Source organism: Butyrivibrio sp. LB2008, assembly GCF_000621565.1.
Classification (GTDB): Bacteria; Bacillota; Clostridia; order Lachnospirales; family Lachnospiraceae; genus Butyrivibrio.
This window is the reverse complement of record NZ_KK211307.1, coordinates 356,150-377,405: the sequence shown is the minus strand read 5'-3', so window position 1 is coordinate 377,405 and position 21,256 is coordinate 356,150. Positions and strand designations below refer to the sequence as shown.

Genomic DNA, 21,256 nt, shown 5'->3' with positions numbered 1-21,256 from the left:
ATCCTTACCAGCATATGTATGTGATCTGGGCATACTTCTGCCTCTATTATCTCTACACCTTTCCTCTTGCATAATGTACTGAGAATATTTGCAATGTCCTGCTTGATCTGACCATACGCAACCTTTCTCCTGAACTTAGGTGCAAATACTATGTGATACTTACACTCCCATCTAGTGTGTGATAAACTATTCATGTCCATTTTGGACTACCTCCTGTGCTTTACTTTGGTTGGCGAACCTTAGTAATTCTAGCACGGGAGGTTTTTTTACTGTAAGCTGAAGCAGCTGTTGTCCCCCTGCATAGCAGGGGGTTTTATTAAAGATGCTACACAACTAAATCGAACAGCTCCTCTACGGAGCTGTTCGAATAATCAAATAAGTCTTATACTACTGACGGAATTGAAATTCCATTATCAGAAAGTAATTTCTCGGTTGTCGGTACATCAAGTCCAAGTTCGTCTGCTGCTTCATCAAGCGAAAGCTTGCCTTTTTTTACTAAAGAAAAGACAATATTTAGCCTGCCTTCTTCTCGGCCTTCTTCTCGGCCTTCTTCTTTCATTAGTTCTCCCCATTTAATTTCATCAAACTCAGTTAAGCACATATCAACAACCTCCTTCCTGTGGTTTGTCAAAAACTCTTTTAATACATTATTTTTTATACAATCTTCAACCGATTTATTTACTGCATCTTTCATATTCATTGTTTTGTTGTTTACAATTACCTCTTCAACAAAAGTTGAATATTCCTTAAGTATATGGCATTTTTCAAGTATATCTCTGCTTTTGTCAGCACGTATGTTGATCATTGTAGCCGTCCATTCAAATTTCCCCGGCTCTGTTTTACCAGTAAAAGCAGATGATAACTTAAGTTCTATCACATCATCCGGCATTTTGGAAGAATTACCGTTATAGAAAACAATATACTTTGGTGCAGGAATCCTTACAAGTTTTGACATGTAAAGACTTTCTGTATTAGGTACAATTTTTCTATATAAATCCGCAAAATAAAGTAGACCTCTTAAAGGCATATTAGGATTATAAGTGCTCTGATGTTCATATAGACTTAGCGATGAATCAAATATAAATGAAACATCATTCTTAGCTTTCATATAAATAACATCTTCAAGTGTAGTGAATTCAAGTTCATCCTCATTTGTATATGAAGTACCATTTACTGCATTATACAAGCTAAGGGCATTTTTTTTGTTTTCTCCAAACAGTTTTCTAAAGATAGTGTCTTTGTACTTGCTGTTTATCTTTATATCATCATTAGCGGTCATGTATCATCTCCTATAGTCAACTATATTATAGCAAAACCGCTAAAATCCGCAACTTTCTTAATTATTCATAAACACCTGTCACTACCACTTTCCTCCCTTGATCCTCCACAAATCCACAGCAACAGCCATCTTTTATTCTCTTCAGCTCTTTTTCAATGTTTTAGAAAGTATCACAAAGCACAAAACAGACAATACTATCACCAACATAATATTAGTCATCTTGCTGACTTGGATGAAAAAGGCCGGAAGAAGTCCAAAAAACAGTCCTATTGTCGTCACACCAAATGCGAGCCCCGGATCCTTGGGAAGGACATTCAGTGCCATCTCAAATGTGATGCTCATTGTCATTGAAAACAAGCAAACACCGATTATTGATAAAACCATGATATTCTCTCCGGCAACGAGAAACGGTATCGCTGACAAAGTAGAAAATAGCGCTGTTTTTCTTGCTCCTATCCTATCCGAAACAAATCCTCCCATGCCTTTTCCCAATCCCATTATGAAAAACAGAAGGAACGTCTGCCATAATTCTTTTTTCCATGAGATCGGTATCGCATACGCAATATAACTTCTGACTGCCGTGACAGCAAAGACAGCCACAAGTAAGGTGACAGGATTCTTCTTCAAATTTGCAGACTTAAATTCAGGAAAATTCACAGCTCTGACTGATTTTTTGGTTGTGAGTGTCAGGAGCCATGAAATCAATAGCGGAATAATAAGAACATACAAAGATATCTGATATATACCAAATGTCTGTCCTATAACAAGGCCGAAAGATCCGCCCGCAACAAACAGTGCAGCCGGAAACATCTTGCCTTCGCTATCTGCCACTGTCGCAATTGCTCCACATTCATGAAGTATCGCATTGCCGGTCGCAAGAAAAACATATCCGATCATATGAACCGCCTGAAATGAAGATGAAACCAGGAAGATACTCATAAACATAAATATATGGGCAATGGATTCATACGGTACTTTATTATGCTTCTTTATAAAATCACCGATTATCCCCTGTGGTACAAATGCAAAAAAATCATATGTAAGCGCAATTATCCCGGCCAATTCCGTTGGATAATAATATCTCAGCAAATGAAAACAGATTATCTCCACACACATATGCACTATAAAATACTTAAGACCCGTCATATCAGCTTTGCTCATTGTCTTTATTCTCTTCTTTAATATTATTTTTACTGTCGAAAATCGCATCCCTTATTATTTCCACAGTTTTTTGGATCACAAGTACTGCAAGAGCTATAAAGAGAAGCAAAAAGGGAAGCCCCATAAAAATAACATATCCGCCAAATCCCGCATCAAGTAAAGCTAAACTATTCATTTCCAAAATCCTCCTAAATAAATAAAAAACCAAGTCCAAAAATCGCAATTCCCATACCACACGAAAAGATGTTGGCCAGATAAGTCAAAAGATATATTCGTAAGTGCGAAGCTTTGGATATTTTCATATAAAGTCTTGCTTCAACAATAGGAATTATAATTGCCTCAGCAAGAATAAACCATATACTTGCATACAGTTCTTCAAATGAAGAAAACATCGATAAAAATATAAAGATAACTGAGATTCCGTTAAATACAACATTTGTTAAAGCATTTAATGCCACAAAAAACTTTTTATTATCGCAGACCTTTCCACATATAATAAAAGGATATTCAACCAGAACCGTTACCGTTACAGGTAATATGATTGTCAATACCGATGCCAAAAAAGCGCCCAAAACATATAAAACATACATTCTTTTAATGCTCCTTAATGAGAAAATAACTCTTAAAAGAAAAAGGCAGGAAAAATTTCCCACCTGTTGTAAATAAAACTATAGTCAAACAATATTATACACTAAAACCAAACAACGCAAGTTTCGACAAAATAAGCTCTCTCACGATAATACCCATCTTCTCTTTTTCTTCAGCGGGTATCTTAACAAGGCTCTCAATCGTGTAGACTTTCTCTTTAAAGCCTTTTTCGGGCTTATTCATGTCCTTGTACTGAGATACTCTTATTCTGCTGCGGAGTTGCTTGTAGACTCTGTAGTCATAAGTTTCCTTTGTCATATGATAAAAGTGACTTTCAAGGGTAACATCCATATCTACATCATCTTTAATATATTTTGTGATGATAGTCTTGAATTTGAACGGAACCATTTCGTTATTTATAAGTTCGTCGTAGCTGTATCTTGCGCCGAAATAGTTTCTTTCAAGATCCTGCATGAAGTATTTAAAATCATCATCGTTTACAATGTTATTCATGACTCTTTCTTCTCTCCGCTGTCAAGATCCTCGATATTGTCACCGCTAAATTTTATGGCGGTTCTGATCTTATCTTCATCCCAGCCGGTCTCTTCCATCAGTTCCTGTACGGTAACTTTTCTTCTGAGATCATCGGCAAGCTCTTTGGCTTTATCCGCAACTTCCTGAACAAGCTTTACGACTTTCTGGCCACCTGCAGCTTCTTCAAGGTCCTGTTCGATAATATTTTCCATCGCATCAAGCATAAGCTTATACAAAAAGCTCTCGATTTCCTGAGGTTCGCCCACTGCATCGAGCATGTTTACGCCTCTTGTAAGCGCATAGTTGCCTTCGCCGATTAGATCTTCGATATATACGCCCTGATCGGCATACATCTTTGCAACGTCAACAACGAGAGGAAGATACATATCTATAAGCTTTAATTTGGCATCGTTCTCACCCGCAAGTGCTGCGATCTTGATTGCTTCTTTTTCTCCGTCAGAGAATGTGGGAAGCAGTTTCAAACTGTTAATATAATCATCAAGATAGTTCTTTTCCTCTTCGGTAAACTCCTCTTCAGTCTCCGGAGCCGGCTCATCCACGCCAATCTTGTGGTTTCTCAAATACTCAAACACCATTTCAAACTGCTCATCGGAGAGGTCGAGGTCCGCAAAAGCTTCTTTTACCTCTTCCTTGGAAATGATATTTCTATTCTCTCTCGCTGTTCTTGTAACGAGTTTTAGTGTCTCTGCAAATTCTTTTTCCTTGTTGTCTATATTTCCCATTTAAGCCTCACTTTACATGTACATGATTAAACAAATGATCCTGACAATATTCGTAGTTTCCATTACATTTTGAGCAGAATCTGAATTCAAGATTCGGATTGTCAACTTCAGTTCTTCCGCAAACTGCGCATTTATGTCTTGTGATACCCTTAGGTTGCATCTTTACACCGGCCTTGAATTCCTTTTTTCTCCTTATCTCGCCGGGGCGGATATGATTGAGTTTTCCGGTGCTCATATAGAAGAGCAAAAGGTTGATAAACTGTGACAAAATCGCGAAGAATATAGCAAATTCCTTGCTGGCAAGAGCGATGAGACACTCATAACCAAGAATTGCTCCGTATGCTATCGCAATCCATCTAACCTTTAGAGGAATCAGGAACATCAAAAGCACCTGAATATCGGGATAGATCAGCGCAAAAGCAAGGAATACCATCATCTGAATATAATAAGTACTGAATGAACCTGCATACTTGAACATTGTCATTGCAAGAATATCGCCGGACATTCCATAAAACACTTTATATACAAATAATGTCGCAAAAGAAGCGATTATCATAAGTATAAATCCGCTAAATATAAATACATTGTATCTGAATGCCCCAAGCGTCCTCTCCATGCTTGTTCCGACAAAATAATAGAACATCAAAGTAATTACAATAAGAAGACTGAATCTGGCGGGCGGAATAAGTACCCACGATATTATTCTCCACACCTGTCCCTGAAGGATAAGATTGGGATCAAGCGCCAAAAAACGTGTAATATTGTAGCTTGCCGGAGCAAGTTGCAAAACATATCCCACAACGTAAAGCATAACAATGTACTTTGTGAGATCGACGATCGCATATTTTCCGATTTTTCTTTCAAGCTCATTTAAAAATTTGTTCATTATAAAAAGCCTCTGTTTTCATGTGATTATTATTAAAAAATATGTTTTTAAATACGATATTTTTAAGGAAACGCTGATTTAGATTTTATCATTACGATTATCTAATGTAAACACGGATGCCCTTCATTCATCATCAAACTGCTTTATCCTGTCCTTAAAGACATACTCCTTATAAAACAGGAACAGTTCATCGTTTGAAAGCAGTCTAGCTATGTTCCTAATGACAATATTAGTCGGAAGCTGTATCAAAATGCATACCGCAACCGTTACGAACCAGTACAAAAACGAATGCACCGTCATTCCTATCGCCGGAATGTTTTCAATCAATATATAGTCCCACTTCGAAAGCAAAGGAAAAGTAAATATGGTCACTATGATATGCACATATTGCTCATCCACCAGATGTGCCACACTTGGCAAAAGCATAGCAGTAAACAGCATGCCCAGCATATGTCCGCGGCACATACATTTAAAGACAGTCCTCTTTTTTTCAAAGCCTCCGAGAATATACACTGTGGCATCGTCCTTGGAACATCCTTTGGATTTGGCCAAAAGAGCTATCGCTTTAGTCAGCCTCTCTTTGTTTGCGTCTTTACCATCAGTGTATCTTTTTAAACCGAATTTCTTCGAGCGTTCAAAGATCTTTATAATAATAATGAAAAGAAACATCACTAAAGGTGCGCCGAAGATCCCGGCAGCACTGTTAAAATATATTGATAATGCTATTGCCGGCACAAAGAATATACATACAAAAAAATATGAAAAGATAAGTCTTCTTCTGTTTCTGATGTCCTTTTCAAGCTTCTTGTCCGCTTCGGCTTCGGTCTGTTCCGGAACTTTTATTTCCCCTGATGAAACTTTAAAATTTTTATTATTGCCGTCTATCGATAGCTCATAGAACAGCTTTGTGACAGCTCCCCACCATTCACGTGCCCGCTGCCTGTGTTTTTCGAGATTCTTCTCTTCCTCTTTTCTTTGTTTTCTCAGCTCTTTCCTTGTCTGCGTTACTTCTGTATCCAATCTTTCCTCCATCCCCAAGATAATTATCCATTAGTATATCACAAACAGTTGCAGTTCGGCATTGCGTGCACAAGGGTGCGCTATTAAGTAAATTGATTTTTAATCTCCCGTGCTTTATAATCATATTAATTTTGCATATAAATAAGAAGAGGTTAAAAATGATTTCAAAAGACTATACGTTAGGTATTGACATCGGATCCACCACAGTTAAGGTGGCTCTTTTGGACAGAGAAAAAAACATAATCTTTTCCGACTATAAAAGGCACTTCGCCAATATTCAGGAAACATTGGCAGAATTACTCGAAGACGCAAGTAAGAAGTCAGGTAATGTCCTGGTTCATCCTGTTATTACAGGTTCAGGCGGACTTACACTTGCCAAACATCTTGATGTTCCTTTTGTTCAAGAAGTTATAGCCGTATCTACTTCACTTAAGACCCTTGCACCAAAGACTGATGTGGCAATTGAGCTTGGCGGAGAAGATGCAAAGATTATTTATTTCGAAGACGGAAATGTTGAACAGCGTATGAATGGAATCTGTGCCGGTGGTACAGGTTCTTTTATCGACCAGATGGCATCTCTTTTGCAGACTGATGCTTCAGGTCTTAATAAGTATGCCCAAAATTACAATTCCTTATATACTATTGCAGCCAGATGCGGTGTTTTCGCCAAATCCGATATACAGCCGCTAATAAACGAAGGTGCTACAAAAGAAGATCTCGCAGCATCTATTTTCCAAGCTGTTGTAAACCAGACAATTTCAGGTCTTGCATGCGGAAAACCGATTCGCGGACACGTTGCATTCCTCGGCGGTCCTCTGCATTTCCTCGATCAGCTCAAAGCAGCATTTATAAGGACTCTTAATCTTGATGAGGAGCACACTATAGAGACCGATAACTCTCATCTTTTTGCGGCTATCGGCTCCGCGCTTAATGCAGATGAGAACATTCATTATGAGATGGATGAGATGGTAAAAAAACTGTCTCATAAGATTGTGATGGATGCTGAGGTTTCACGTCTTAATCCACTTTTCGAAACTGAGGAGGATTACAAGAAATTCAGAGCACGTCAGGATCAGTACAAAGTTAAGACCAGAAAGCTCGATGATTACAAAGGCAACGCATTCCTTGGAATCGACGCAGGTTCCACAACTACAAAGTGCGCTCTTATCAGCGAGGACGGCGACCTTCTTTACTCTTTTTACTCAAGCAATAACGGTAGTCCGCTTAAAACAGCAATCTCTTCTATTCAGGAAATATATAAACTCATGCCGGAAGGTGTAAAGATTTCAAGAGCATGCTCCACAGGATATGGCGAAGCACTTCTTAAATCAGCACTTCTTCTTGACGACGGCGAAGTTGAGACAATCGCTCACTACAATGCCGCAGCATTTTTTGATCCCAAGGTAGACTGTATTCTTGATATCGGCGGTCAGGACATGAAATGCATTCATATAAAGAATCAGTCCGTAGACTCAGTGCAGCTTAACGAAGCCTGCTCTTCCGGATGCGGATCGTTTATAGAAACATTTGCAAAATCCCTTTCATACAGTGTTCAGGATTTTGCTAAAGTCGCTTTGTTCGCAAAGTCTCCCGTAGATCTCGGTACAAGATGTACGGTATTTATGAACTCAAGAGTTAAGCAGGCTCAGAAAGAAGGCGCTGATGTTGCCGATATTTCTTCAGGCCTTGCATACTCGGTTATTAAGAACGCTCTTTTCAAGGTAATAAAGGTATCTGATGCCAAGGATCTCGGTTCACATATCGTTGTTCAGGGCGGAACTTTCTATAATGATGCGGTTCTTCGCGCGTTCGAGATTATTTCCGGTGCAGAAGCAATTCGTCCCGACATTGCCGGAATCATGGGTGCTTTCGGTGCTGCTCTTATCGCAAGAGACAGATTTTTTGAAACAGATGATTACAAGACCACCATGCTCTCAATCGATCAGATCAACAATCTTGAATATACAACGAGCATGACTACATGTCAGGGTTGTACCAACCACTGCAGACTCACTGTAAATAAATTTACAGGCGGACGTCAGCACATCTCCGGAAACAGATGCGAGCGCGGAATCGGTAAGGTAAAAAATGCCGACAATATCCCGAATCTTTTTGATTACAAATATAAGAGAATCTTTAAATATGAGCCTCTTTCAGCTGATAAAGCAACAAGAGGAACCGTGGGAATTCCGAGAGTTCTTAATTTCTATGAGAACTATCCTTTCTGGTTTTCATTCTTTACAGATCTTGGATACAGAGTTGTTCTCTCGCCAAGATCCACACACCAGATTTATGAGCTTGGAATCGAATCAATTCCCAGTGAATCGGAATGTTATCCGGCAAAGCTCTCTCACGGTCACATAGAATGGCTTATTAAGCAGAAGGTTGATTTTATCTTCTATCCCGGTCTTTTCTATGAAAGAAACGAGGTTGAAGGTGCAACAAATCACTACAACTGCCCTATTGTCACATCGTATTCGGAAAATATCAAAAACAACGTTGAAGCAATAACAAGCGGCAAAGTTAAGATCAGAAATCCTTTCATGGCATTTACAAGTCTTGAAACAGCTACAAATGCTCTTGTAAAAGAATTTTCCGAGATACCTGCCGGTGAGATCATCAAAGCTGCAAAGCACGGCTGGGATGAGATGGAAAATGCAAGAAATGACATCCGCAAAAAGGGTGAAGAAACTCTTAAATGGATGGAAGAAAATAACAGACACGGCATCGTACTTGCAGGCAGACCTTATCATGTAGATCCAGAGATAAACCACGGAATCCCCGATATGATCTGCTCTTACGGCGTTGCGGTTCTTACAGAGGATAGCGTTTCACACCTTGGAAAGCCCGAGAGACCTCTTATCGTCTCCGATCAGTGGATGTACCACTCAAGACTTTATGCTGCCGCAAGCTTTGTAAAGACAAGGGATGATATCGATCTTATTCAGCTCAATTCATTCGGATGCGGACTTGATGCAGTTACAACTGATCAGGTTAATGATATCCTCGCAGGTTCTGACAAAATCTATACCTGCCTTAAGATTGATGAAGTTAATAATCTCGGTAGTGCAAGGATCAGAGTAAGATCTCTTCTTGCCGCTATCAGGGTTCGTAAGCAGCATAATAAAGAAAGAACTATCAGATCAAGCGCTCATAACAGGGTAATCTTTGATGAGAACATGAGAAAGAACTACACAATTCTCGTTCCTCAGATGTCACCCATTCACTTTGACATCCTTGAGCCCGCTTTTGCATCCTGCGGTTACAATTTTGTTGTAATGCAAAATGATAACAGACATGCTGTGGAAGTCGGACTTAAGTATGTAAATAATGATGCCTGCTACCCTTCACTTTGGGTTGTCGGACAGATCATGGATGAACTTTTATCGGGTAAATACGATCTTGATAAAGTTGCCGTTATGATGTCGCAGACAGGTGGCGGATGCAGAGCCACAAACTATGTAAGCTTTATAAGGCGTGCTCTAAAAAAAGCCGGAATGGAACAGATTCCCGTTGTTTCACTTAATTTGAGCAAACTTGAAGCAAATCCGGGATTTCACATCGATGCAAAAATGTTTGTAAAAGCAGCTTATGCTGTGATCTTCGGTGATATATTCATGCGCTGCGTCTACAGAATGAGACCTTATGAAAAAGTTGAGGGTTCTGTTAACGCATGCCACCGCAAATGGCTTGAAAAATGCAAAGAATTCGTAACTTCAAAGCACCCTAATATCTTAAAATTCGAAAAGATGTGCAAAGATATCGTTGAGGACTTTGACAGAATCGAGATAACCGATGAGGTTAAGCCTAAAGTAGGTATTGTAGGAGAAATCCTTGTTAAATTTGCTCCCGCAGCAAACAACCACCTTGTTAATCTTCTTGAGGAAGAAGGCGCGGAAGCTGTTGTTCCGGATCTTATGGACTTCATGCTCTACTGCTTCTACAATCAGATTTACAAGGCAGAGAACATCGGAACTTCAAAGAAGACTGCTCTTTTCTGCAGATTTGGAATATGGGCAATTGAGAGACTCAGGAGCGGTGCTTCAAATGCTCTTAAAAAGAGTGTTCACTTTGATCCGCCAACTGATATATACGAAACTGTCGAATATGCAAAGCCTATTGTAGATATCGGAAATCAGACGGGTGAGGGATGGTTCCTTACAGGTGAGATGGTTGAGCTTATTAAGCATGGTGCGAGCAACATTGTCTGCACTCAGCCTTTCGGATGTCTGCCAAACCATGTTGTCGGAAAAGGTGTTATCAAGCAGATGCGTCACCTGTACCCCGGCTGCAACATCGTCGCAATAGACTACGATCCTGGCGCATCAGAAGTTAATCAGCTCAATCGTATCAAGCTGATGCTCTCCACTGCCCAGAAGAAGGTTGATGAGAAGGCCAGGAAGACAAGTTAAGAGATAGGTAAAATAAAATCAGGTACAAAAGCATTGTGTTCTACGCGGGGGAATTGCTTATTATATAAACACTTCGGGGCCGCTTTCGCTGCATTGTGCTTCGTAGCGGTACTAACGCCCTAAAAAACAGGGCGCAAGTAACGACGAGCACAAAGCCCCCTCAAGTGTTTATATAATAAGCAATTCCCAGGTAGGATTACGAGCTTTTGTACCTGATTTTATTTTTGGCTACCTGAAAGTTTGTGTTCAAGCATTCTCACATCCTTGAGGAGTATTTGGCATTACTGTTGTACTTTTTCTAAGTGATTGATCATTCGATCGAAATTTTTTGTGTTTATTGAACTATTCATAGACAGCCATGCCATAAGGTAACTGTTTGGAAATGCGATGTCTTCGTACGAGGCGATGATTTTCGAAGTTTAAGAAGCATCAACTGCCGATTTCTCTGAACAACGTGAAATGAGGCAGTTGATGCTTCTTAAACTTCAGAAAATCACAACGAAGACGTACACATCGCATTTCCAAACAGTTACCTTATGGCAGGGCGTCAAGAAAGGCTATCACACTAATCAGTGCGATAGCCTCTTTAATCATTTATATTTGGCGTTTAGTTTTTCGATTGCATCCTCGTGTCTTTGGATGGCGTAGGTTGCGGATTTGATCTTGAGTTCGGTTTCCATGCGCTTTTTGTGAGTTTCATTGCATTTTACGTAGTAGTCGTAAATTTCGGAATCTTCGACTTCAAGGTATTTATCAGCGATGCAACCGGGGAGAACGAATTTCTTTACAACGTCTTTGAATTTTACTTCAATATATTTGCCGTCTTGAGAAATTACTTGTCCGTCGCCGAATTTTCTATGTCTAACTTTGAGCTTGAGTGCTGACTTTTCACCAAGTTCAGACTCTTCTTTTTCAAGATCTGACAGAACGCTGTTTAACTCAACTTTTTCATTTTCAAGCTCTTTTATCTGTCTGGCGTTTTCTTCAAGCATCTCCTTGGTCTTTTTGGTAGGTTTCTTTTTAAGTTCGTTCTTGTTTTCTATTTCATTTTCATTTTCATTATTTTCAAGCTCAAGACCCATAAAGCATTCTCCTTTTTCGTATAACGCTTTTCGATGCAAATTATTTACAATAAAATGAACGAATCAACATATATATTTTAACTGATTTAGAAACATATTACAACCAACAGGGACGCATACATTTTTACTGATTTGAAAAAAAACTATTATACAAAAATCTTCAAATCTGCTGTGTAAGGCCTCTAGATGCAAGTTTCCTCTTCTCTTCATCAAGAATCTGCCCCCACTGATATGGAGTATTCTGATAAACGTAGTAGTTGAGCCAGTTTGTATAGAGAATATTCGCATGACTTCTCCACTGCAAAGTTGGCTTATTATCGGGATTGTCATCCGGATAATAGTTTATGGGCATTTTGATATCAAGACCTTTTGAAAGATCGCGCTTATACTCGGAATCAAGAGTAAGTCTGTCATACTCGGCGTGGCCCATTACGAAAATCTGACTTCCCGATTTGTTCATGCACAGGAAAACGCCTGCAATTTCTGATTCTGCAAGAACAATGAGATCCTCACATGCGTGGATGGCGTCTGAAGGAGTCTCTGTATGTCTTGAATGAGGAAGTTTGAATACATCATCAAAACCTCTGACAAGCGGAACCTTTCTGTTCATGACTTTGTGTTCATATATGCCGAATCTCTTTTCCGCAAGAGGCTTCTTGTCTATTCCAAAGTGATAGTAAATTCCGGCCTGTGCGCCCCAGCAGATGTGGAATGTAGATGTTACATTTGTCTTGGTCCATTCAAATACGCCACAGAGTTCCTTCCAGTAGTCAACCTCTTCAAAAGGCATCTGCTCAACGGGAGCACCTGTGATGATCATACCGTCAAAGGTTCTGTCCTTGAGTTCATCAAATGTGTGATAGAACCTGTTTAAGTGGTTCGGAGATGTATTCGTTGAGTGATGCGAACTCATTTGCATAAAAGAAACATCAATCTGTAGAGGTGTGTTCGACATCGATCTAAGGAGCTGAAGCTCAGTGTCTTCCTTAAGAGGCATCAGATTCAAAATGCATATCTGCAGAGATCTGATGTCCTGATGACACGCTCTGTTCTCATCTACCACGAATATATTTTCTTTTTCAAGAATCTCTCTGGCCGGTAAATCATTCTGTATTTTAATTGGCATTTTTAATCATCTCCATAAATTCAGCTTCGTCTATAACTTTTATTCCAAGATCATTCGCCTTGGTTAATTTGCTTCCCGCAGCTTCGCCTGCAAGAACAAAACTTGTCTTCTTAGAAACGCTTCCGGAAGCCTTTCCTCCGTTTTTAACAATGAGTTCTTCAGCTTCTTTTCTGCCAAGCGTAGGTAATGTACCTGTTACTACTATGGTCATTCCCGCAAGAATATCTGATGCATCCTCATCCTTTGCAGCTGCCATATTAACGCCAAGTGACTGCATCTTGGATAAAACCGCAAGATTCTTCTCATCATGGAAGAACTCATAAAGATCGTTTGCGGTTGTCTCTCCGATATCCGGAATCTGAAGGAATCCGTCTTTTGTAACTTTGGAAAGATCCATAATATTATCAAAGTGCTTCATGACTTCGCGTGCCGTTGACTTTCCGACATTTCGGATAGCAAGTCCCGTAAGGAGTCTTACCGCGTCATTTTCTTTTGACTTTTCAATCTCATTTAGAAGCTTATCGGTATTCTTTACTTTACCGATGATTCCTTTATCAATAAGTTCTTCTCTGTGCTCATTAAGGCTGTAGATATCTGCATAGTTATTAAGATATCCGCCCGAAACAAGCGCATCTACCAGCGTATCGCCAAGTCCCATGATATTCATCGCATCTCTCGATGTAAAATATGCGATTGTCCTTGTTACCTGCGCAGGGCAAATGGGATTTATACATCTGATATCAGCAGTATCTTCTTCTCGTACAAGCACACCGCCGCAAACAGGACAGATATCAGGTGCTTTATATACTTCAGCGGGAGCCTTAACACAACCGTTAAGCTTAGGAATAATCTCGCCGCTCTTAAACAGCTTGTATTCGCCGCCTATTCCAATCTGCATTTCATTTATATAATCCTGATTGTGAAGTGTAGCCCTTGATACGCTGGTTCCGCAAAGTCTTGCAGCTTTCCCCGTCTCTCTGTCATGAAAACTTCCGGTAAATGTAAGTTTACCCGTTCTTCCGACATCGACAAGGATCTCATCCATGACTACAACTCTTTCTTCCGGCGGATACTTATATGCGATATGGCCGCTTGAATACTTGGAACCCGAAGAAAATTCCTCTCTCCAGGATGTTGTATCGATCTTGATAACTGCACCGTCAAGGTCAAAATCGAGATTTTCTCTCATATTTCCGATATCGTCAATAGCTGCAACAACTTCGCCTGACGTGCTGCACGCTCTGTGAAATACCGTCTTAACGCCGGCCTTTTCGAGTATATCGAGGCCGTTTACATGAGAACTTTTTATTTCCTGTGGGCCGTCCTGAATGTTAAATACAAACATTCGAAGGCCTCTTTCTTTGGTTACCGCAGGATCAAGCTGTCTGAGCGTTCCCGCAGCAAGATTTCTGGGATTTGCCGCAAGCTTTTTGCCAAGCTTTTCCTGTGTCTCATTGAATTTATCAAAATCATCGTGAGACATATATACTTCTCCCCTAAGTTCAAGATAATCATAGGGAAGATCAATAATCTTTTTTACATCCGGGATAACAAGCGCATTCTCGGTAACATCCTCACCGATAAAACCATCACCTCTTGTCTCTGCGGTTTTAAGATGGAGTTTTCCATCCGTTTCGTCTTTGTAATATCTAAGTGACAGGCTGAGGCCGTCAATCTTTTGCTCAACAGAAAAAACAGCATCGCTATGTCTTGCCGTTACTTTGCTTATCCATGCGACAACTTCTTCTTTGCTGAATACATCTTCAATCGAAAGCATCGGCACGTTATGTGTTATCTTAACGCCGGCTTCCCTTTTTGCAACTCCGCCTACAATTTTAGACGGAGAATCCTTTTTGACAAATTCGGGATGCTCCTTCTCAATCTCTTTTAACCTCTGCATGAGCATATCATACTCATAGTCTGAGATCTCGGGTTCATCCTGATTATAATAAAGATCCATGTGATACTTTATTGTCTTTACAAGCCCCTCATACTCTTTTTTTATCAAATCTGTATCTATATTTAATGACATACAACTCTCCCCAAATCTATTACCAAATTATTATATCAGCTTAAGTCCTGCCTTGCCATACAGGAGCGCTTTCTCATCACCTGAAAGCTCGGCATATTCACCGGGCTTAAGGTTGTAATCGTCAAGTTTTACAGTCATGACGCGTATTCTTTTAAGCTTTACAACTTCATAGCCAAGTTCCCCGCACATTCGCCTGATCTGCCTGTTAAGCCCCTGTGTGAGTATTATGTCAAAAGACCTTTTGCCTGTCTTCTTCACATTGCAGCGCCTTGTCCTGATACCAAGCTCATGCAAAAAAATTCCCGAAGACATCTTCTTTATAAACTCATCCGTTACGTCCTTGTCTACCGTCACGATGTACTCTTTCTCATGCATATTGGCAGCTTTCATCATTGAATTTATAAGCTCGCCGTCATTTGACATGATAAGAAGCCCCTCGGAATCTTTATCAAGACGCCCTGCGTAAGTTACTCTTTCTTTGTAACCAATATCTTCAATAACTGTTTTTTCTGCATGAACATCGTTTTCTGTGCAGACAACTCCGACCGGCTTATAGTAAGCAAGAACAATTTTTTCTGTCTTTGGACGTATTTCTTTTCCGTCAAGACATACGATATCGTCTTCATCAACTTGAGCGCCGCACTCGGCAACAACTCCTCCTATCGTTATTCTTTTTTCTTCGATAAGTTTGTCCGCTTCCCGCCTGGAACAGATACCGCAGGAAGCAATATATTTGTTGAGTCGCATTTTTACCTCAATAAAACGAATTTTTGCGCATCGGTCGCATCCATAGCGGAGCGTTATTATATCATAGGAAAGCAATTTCCTATGATATAATAAAAGAGTTGCTAAGCAACTCTTTTTATTATCATACATACATCTCAGCAAGATGTTCCATTGCATTTTCCTTGATTATACACTCATGAGTCTCTCTTATATATGCGATAGTCTGAGGTGATGAACACTGGAAATGTCCGAATTCATAAGCCATCGTAAAGAGTGATGCAAATCTCTTGGTATCTTCCTCGTCTCGTCTGATATCAAGGTAGTATTTGCCTTTTTCCAAATTCTTGTACAGCGAGCTGCCAAGATTATTATCAATAGGTGCCTTGGCACAGAACTTCTTTACTTCCGCAAAACTGTCGAATGCAAAAACAAATTCATTGAACTGAAGCTGTTTAAGATTCTCCTCGTTGTGAACACGAGGCTTTCCGGCAGTCTTTCTTGTTGCACCATTTGAAAGACTATCTGCAAGATTCTTGTTCCTCTCGGTAGAATTGTTCACATTGATCGGAATGGCTTCTCTGCTATTGTTATTTATGATATTTTTCATTGAATTGGTAAGATCCTTGAGACTCTTGAGATAATCATTAAGTCTCGAAAGTCTGTCCTCATCAACAGCATCTCCAATATCCTCAAGAACTGTCTTGGGAATATTGACTCCCGCTTTTTCTGTAAGATTTCTTAAAATCTCCCCAAATGAAGCCGACGCATTCTCTGAAAGCGTAAGCGATATCGAATGATTGGGTAAAACGGTTATCTGAAGCGGCATAAAGGAACCTGTTGGCTTGTAGTCAACTTCTTCCTGAGCCTTAAGCATGACTTCATGCAAAAAATCCAATGCTTCTTTTTTCTTTTCAAAAAGATCTTCAAGTTTGATTCCCTGTTCATCCATATCATCTTCTGTGATGATGCAGGTGACAGTATCTTTATTGATTCTCTTAAATTCCATTAGTCTACCTCGCGTTTATACGACTGCACAGCATAACCATTTTACAACATTTAACAGATTCTTGGAAGCCCCTCTCCATACATTAGTCCAATCACTCTTTTTCCGCCGATGTCTGTATTTAATACTACTTTATGCATGTCTGAAGCGCCGTTATTTTTTTTGACTTCGCCGATAATGCAGGCATTCTCGCCGTATTTGGAATTTCTGATTATAGAAAGTGCTTTATCTGCGTCATCGGGATGAACGCTGAGCACAAACTTCCCTTCGTTGCCCATATATATCGGATCCAGTCCGAGAAGTCCGCAGAAATCCTTCACTTCAGAAGATACAGGCAGTTTATCCTCGTACAGTTCTATATCGCAACAAGAGCTCTCGGCAAATTCATTTAAAACAGTACCGAGACCTCCGCGTGTTACATCTCTCATCGCATGAATCCTGATTTTCTGAGCCATCAGACTGCTTACAGCCTCTGAAAGCGGCGCAGCGTCAGATTTAATATTATTCTCGATTCCCATTCTTTTAGCCAGTATAGCGGCATGGTGATCTCCGAGATTACCGGAAATAATAATAACGTCTTTATCCATCAGGCAGCTTGGACCTATAGGATCTGCATCGTCAGAAATAAAGCCAACTCCCGAGGTGTTAATGATAAGCCCCGGCTCGCCGCCTCTGTTTTCGATAACTTTGGTATCGCCTGTAACAATAACAACTCCTGCTTCTTTCGCACAATCTGCAAGCGAAGAAACCTGTCTTTCAAGGACGTCAAGATCAAGCCCTTCTTCGAGAATAAATCCGCAAGTGATATACATGGGCTTTGATCCGCTCATAAGAAGGTCGTTTACTGTTCCGCAAACAGCAAGTCTTCCGATATTTCCTCCGGGAAATTCTATAGGTGTCACAACAAAACTATCTGTAGTTATGGCAAGCTTTGCACTACCCGGAACTACAGCGGAATCCTCAAGTTTATTTAATATATCATTGTTAAAATATTTGGCAAAAACGTCTTTTATAAGTTTAGAAGTAGATTCTCCCCCGCTTCCGTGGGCCATCGTAACTTTCATACCGTGCCTCTTTTTCTTTTATTATTTTCTGTTTGAAATGAAATAATTATAGCAACTTCCCTCTGTCGATACCATGCATGCCCCGTGAGCCGTATCGGGCGTACATTTTTTACCGAACATGGGACAATCGCAGGGCTTTATCTTGCCCACAAGGACATCTGCACACCTGCATCCCGGCGGCATATTGTCTTCATCGAGCATATCGCTTCCCGCGTCGTATTTTTTGTACTCATCTTTTAGAATAAGACCCGATCCGGGGATCTTGCCCATTCCGCGCCATGATGCATCCGCAGGGACAAAAAACTTATCGATAATTTCTTTTGCTTTCGTATTTCCTTCTTCTCTTACGGCGCTTTTATACAGATTCTTAAATCCGCCTTTTCCCTTCATTTTTACAAGAGAATAAATCGCAAGAAGGAGCTGCGGACCTTCAAAGCCTGTCACAACGAAGGGAATTCCGAGTTCTTCCGAGAGCTTTTTATACTCATCACTTCCCGTGATCGTCGCAACATGCCCCGGAGCAATGAAACCGTCGACTCTGCCTCCGTACTTTACAACAAAACGAATTACTTCGGGCATTGTCTTAAGCGATGTGAGAAGTTTGAGATTATCGAGGCTATTCTTAATTGCTTCTTCCAAGACCATGGCATATACAGGAGTTGTGGTCTCAAATCCAATCGCTGCAAATACATAGACGTGCTCCTGATCTTCCCCGGCCAGTTTGACTGCCTCCATTGGGGAATAGACCATTTTAACGTTAGCTCCTTCGCCCTTTGCCTCGGCAAGAGACATATTTGTCCCCTTAACTCTTATAAGATCTCCGAATGTCAAAACAATCGTATCACTTCTTAGCGCTAGTTCGATAAGCTTATCTATAACCGCAGTTACAGTTACGCAGACAGGGCATCCGGGGCCCGATATCAGTTTTATTTTATCTGAAAGTATCGAAGGAATGCCGTTTTCAGATATCGCAGCCGTGTGAGTTCCGCAAACTTCCATAATGCGGACTTCTTCGCCGTCATAATTCCTAAGTTCTTCCACAATCTTTTTTAAATCATCGATAGCCATGTCAGTTACTTATATCCTCGATTTCTTTCATAAGACTTTCTATCTCATCCGCAAGTTCGTCATTCATTGTCTGGATTATACATCCCGCATGAACCAAAACCCTGTCACCGATTTTTACATCGACAAGCCCCGCATCCGCAACAACAATATTTCCGCTAAAATCTACGGTCGCTTTTGTTCCGTCCATACTCACTACTTTTCCGGGTATTGCAACACACATTTTTTACACCTCTTTCAATAAACCGTAATAAGCCTGTCCGAGGGATATTCCCGAATCTCCCGAAGGAACAAACTTATTTATATATACATCAAAATTCTCTTCCGAAAGCGATGCGACAGTTTTTTCAAGCAAAATCCTGTTTGCAAAAACGCCTCCCGAAAGACATACATTATTTTCCTTGTATCTGTCTCTGATGCTCTTACACATCCTTACGATCGCACCTGAAAGCGCCTCATGAAAAGCATAGGCGACAGCTTCTTTGGCGAATTCGCCGCTATCGTAAGCGCTCTTAATGTCTTTAAAAAGCCGGATCTGATCCGCAACAAGTTCATCTCCCGCATCATCTATCTTAAATGAAACAGATGGCTTATTCAAATTTTCGCCCTTTCTTGCCGCATTTTCAAGAAGAACAGCGCATTCTCCTTCATACGAGTTGTGCAAATTTATTTCAAGAAGAGCGCATACGGCATCAAAAAGACGTCCCGTGCCCGAATATTCAAAGGTATTGATATTATTCAAAAGAGCTGCTTTTATAAGCGGATCTATTTGCGCATTCCCACCACATCCGTATTCATAACACGCTTTGACAAGCTCCGCATTAACAGAAGCCTTGTCACCGCCGCATAGTTTAACATATGACAGGTGTCCGGCTCTGGTAAACTCTGTATTATTACATAACAAAAACTCTCCGCCCCAGATTTTACCGTCAGTTCCATAGCCCGTTCCGTCAAGAGCAACGCCTATACAGCTCTTTAACGTATTTTCAGCCATAACGGACAAAACATGAGCATGATGATGCTGGACTTCATAAAGCGGAATATTAAGATCATCCGACAGTTTCCGTGCATATTTCGCGGAATGATATCCGGGATGAAGATCGCACACTATCATATCCGGCTTAATATGATACAGCTTTTTATATCTTTCGATATAATCCTTGAAATTCTCAAAGCATTCAAGATCTTCAAGGTCTCCTATATACTGCGATGTAACGATCCTGTCTTTTTTGCCGAATGAAAAAGTACTCTTAAGATCTCCGCCAAGCGAAAGAACCGTCTTTTCATGTTTTGAGGCCTTTTTAAGATTCATAGGAAGCGGAACATAACCTCTTGCTCTTCTGATAAATAAAGGCTCCTTGGCGCCGCTTACAATGTTTTTCCGGACAAAAACAACGGAATCATCCTGTGCCATGTTTATTCGCCTGTCATGCCTCATGACGCCACTGACGTACTTTTTATCTGCATCAGTAGATTTTATCTTTTCACTGTCAAAAAATACTCTTTCAAATTCTTCATCGTCTGTTATCATCGGTTCGCCCGATCTGTTGGCACTTGTGACGATAAGAGGCCCCAATGCATCACAAAGTAGCCTGTGTACGCCTGCCGAAGGAAGAAAAGCACCGATAAAATCGCTGTCTTTGCAGACTTCACGCGGAAAATCTTTTTTCTTATCAAGAAGAACTATCGGCCTGGCCGATGAATTCAAGAGTTCTTCTTCGAAAGAAGTGACATGACAATATTCCTTGATCCTATCGACATCCGAGAACATAACCGCAAAAGGTTTGCTCTCACGTCCTTTTATTTCTCTCAAATTTGCCGCTGTATCATTTTGGGGAAGAGATACAAGCTGATAACCCGAAACACCTTTTAGGCCCAAAATTTTGCCATTTCGAAGTAGATTGATTGCCGTATCTACAGAAGATTCTTTTCCGGCAAAATGCTCCTTACCGTCAAAATATTCAAGCACATACCAAGGCCCGCATTCAAAGCATGATACAGTCTGTGCATGACGTCTTCTGCCTGATAAATAGTCTCTTTTACAGGTCGGACACATTGAAAAGGGCTTCATTGTCGTATTATCTCTGTCATAAGGAAGAGCGTCGGCTATGCTTATTCTCGGTCCGCATGACGCGCAGCTTATAAGAGGATATCTGTATCTGTGATCCTGTGGATCAAGCATCTCGCCAAGGCATTTATCACATATGCCGATATCAGGAAGAAAAACAGGTATTTCCGAAGAAAGATCGATATCTGTGCTTCCTATTATCTCAAAGCAGGTATACTCATTCTCATCGGTCTGTAATTCTGAAATTTCGACATCTAAAATAAAAGCACCCGCAGGATATTCTGTCTTTAAGAGATACGCAAAAGCCTTAAGCTTTGCTTCATCCCCTGCCGCAAGAATTTCTACAGCTGCTCCTATGTTTTTTACATAGCCTTTTAATCCGTATTCAGTTGCTTTTTGTGCAATAAAGGGGCGATATCCAACTCCTTGTACCGCCCCTTTTACTTTGATCAAAAGTATCATTATTT

At 40.4% G+C, this 21,256-nt stretch carries 19 protein-coding genes; 1 reads left to right on the top strand and 18 read right to left on the bottom strand.

Annotated elements, in window-relative coordinates; translation table 11 throughout:
• The 9 genes from tnpA to T356_RS0116435 form a co-directional block, all read right to left on the bottom strand.
• A partial coding sequence (gene tnpA / locus T356_RS0116475; protein ID WP_026515448.1) for an IS200/IS605 family transposase occupies nt 1-200 on the bottom strand: 200 nt, incomplete at its 3' end.
• 182 nt (nt 201-382) lie between these two features.
• Nucleotides 383-1,279 carry a hypothetical protein gene (locus T356_RS19865; RefSeq protein WP_051563509.1) on the bottom strand — a complete coding sequence of 299 codons (897 nt, stop codon included), beginning with the start codon at nt 1,277-1,279 and terminating at the stop codon, nt 383-385.
• Nucleotides 1,280-1,420: 141 nt separating this feature from the next.
• A complete protein-coding gene (locus tag T356_RS0116465) occupies nt 1,421-2,440 on the bottom strand; it encodes a hypothetical protein (protein WP_026515447.1) in 1,020 nt (339 codons plus the stop codon).
• A complete protein-coding gene (locus tag T356_RS0116460; protein WP_026515446.1) occupies nt 2,427-2,615 on the bottom strand; it encodes a hypothetical protein in 189 nt (62 codons plus the stop codon). Before T356_RS0116460 ends, T356_RS0116465 begins: the two co-directional genes overlap by 14 nt.
• A 13-nt stretch (nt 2,616-2,628) precedes the next feature.
• A complete protein-coding gene (locus T356_RS0116455; protein WP_026515445.1) occupies nt 2,629-3,030 on the bottom strand; it encodes a hypothetical protein in 402 nt (133 codons plus the stop codon).
• Nucleotides 3,031-3,124: 94 nt separating this feature from the next.
• Nucleotides 3,125-3,541 carry a hypothetical protein gene (locus T356_RS0116450; RefSeq protein WP_026515444.1) on the bottom strand — a complete coding sequence of 139 codons (417 nt, stop codon included), beginning with the start codon at nt 3,539-3,541 and terminating at the stop codon, nt 3,125-3,127.
• Nucleotides 3,538-4,305 (bottom strand): RNA polymerase sigma factor region1.1 domain-containing protein, encoded by a 768-nt coding sequence (locus T356_RS0116445; protein ID WP_026515443.1) that lies wholly within the window; start codon nt 4,303-4,305, stop codon nt 3,538-3,540. The genes T356_RS0116450 and T356_RS0116445 overlap by 4 nt, the downstream gene beginning before the upstream one ends.
• 7 nt (nt 4,306-4,312) lie before the next feature.
• Nucleotides 4,313-5,191: a hypothetical protein gene (locus tag T356_RS0116440; protein ID WP_026515442.1), complete on the bottom strand. Its 879-nt coding sequence runs from the start codon at nt 5,189-5,191 to the stop codon at nt 4,313-4,315.
• 123 nt (nt 5,192-5,314) lie between these two features.
• Nucleotides 5,315-6,211, bottom strand: coding sequence for a hypothetical protein (locus tag T356_RS0116435; protein WP_026515441.1), 897 nt, complete (start codon nt 6,209-6,211; stop codon nt 5,315-5,317).
• 158 nt (nt 6,212-6,369) lie between these two features.
• Here T356_RS0116435 and T356_RS0116430 point away from each other — a divergent pair, with 158 nt between their 5' ends.
• Complete coding sequence (locus T356_RS0116430; RefSeq protein ID WP_026515440.1) at nt 6,370-10,623, top strand: 2-hydroxyacyl-CoA dehydratase; 4,254 nt, start codon at nt 6,370-6,372, stop codon at nt 10,621-10,623.
• 590 nt (nt 10,624-11,213) lie between these two features.
• On the opposite strand, the gene T356_RS0116425 is transcribed toward T356_RS0116430, so the two are convergent.
• From T356_RS0116425 to hypF, 9 genes are all read right to left on the bottom strand, one after another.
• A complete protein-coding gene (locus T356_RS0116425; protein ID WP_026515439.1) occupies nt 11,214-11,705 on the bottom strand; it encodes a hypothetical protein in 492 nt (163 codons plus the stop codon).
• Between the two features lie 160 nt (nt 11,706-11,865).
• Nucleotides 11,866-12,831, bottom strand: coding sequence for a homoserine O-acetyltransferase MetA (gene metA / locus T356_RS0116420; RefSeq protein WP_026515438.1), 966 nt, complete (start codon nt 12,829-12,831; stop codon nt 11,866-11,868).
• Nucleotides 12,821-14,863, bottom strand: a complete 2,043-nt coding sequence (gene ligA, locus T356_RS0116415) for an NAD-dependent DNA ligase LigA (RefSeq protein WP_035781408.1) — start codon at nt 14,861-14,863, stop codon at nt 12,821-12,823. Before ligA ends, metA begins: the two co-directional genes overlap by 11 nt.
• 30 nt (nt 14,864-14,893) lie before the next feature.
• Nucleotides 14,894-15,610: a pseudouridine synthase gene (locus tag T356_RS0116410; protein WP_051563508.1), complete on the bottom strand. Its 717-nt coding sequence runs from the start codon at nt 15,608-15,610 to the stop codon at nt 14,894-14,896.
• 121 nt (nt 15,611-15,731) lie between these two features.
• Complete coding sequence (locus tag T356_RS0116405; protein WP_026515435.1) at nt 15,732-16,595, bottom strand: adaptor protein MecA; 864 nt, start codon at nt 16,593-16,595, stop codon at nt 15,732-15,734.
• A 50-nt stretch (nt 16,596-16,645) separates the two neighbouring features.
• Entirely contained in the window at nt 16,646-17,656 is a 1,011-nt protein-coding gene (gene hypE, locus T356_RS0116400; protein ID WP_026515434.1) for a hydrogenase expression/formation protein HypE, read from the bottom strand.
• Nucleotides 17,657-17,677: 21 nt separating this feature from the next.
• A complete protein-coding gene (hypD, locus tag T356_RS0116395) occupies nt 17,678-18,724 on the bottom strand; it encodes a hydrogenase formation protein HypD (protein WP_026515433.1) in 1,047 nt (348 codons plus the stop codon).
• A gap of 1 nt (nt 18,725) precedes the next feature.
• Nucleotides 18,726-18,944: a HypC/HybG/HupF family hydrogenase formation chaperone gene (locus T356_RS0116390; RefSeq protein ID WP_026515432.1), complete on the bottom strand. Its 219-nt coding sequence runs from the start codon at nt 18,942-18,944 to the stop codon at nt 18,726-18,728.
• A gap of 3 nt (nt 18,945-18,947) precedes the next feature.
• On the bottom strand, nt 18,948-21,251 hold the full coding sequence (gene hypF, locus T356_RS0116385; RefSeq protein WP_035781406.1) for a carbamoyltransferase HypF: 2,304 nt from the start codon (nt 21,249-21,251) through the stop codon (nt 18,948-18,950).
• Between the last annotated feature and the right edge of the window lie 5 nt (nt 21,252-21,256).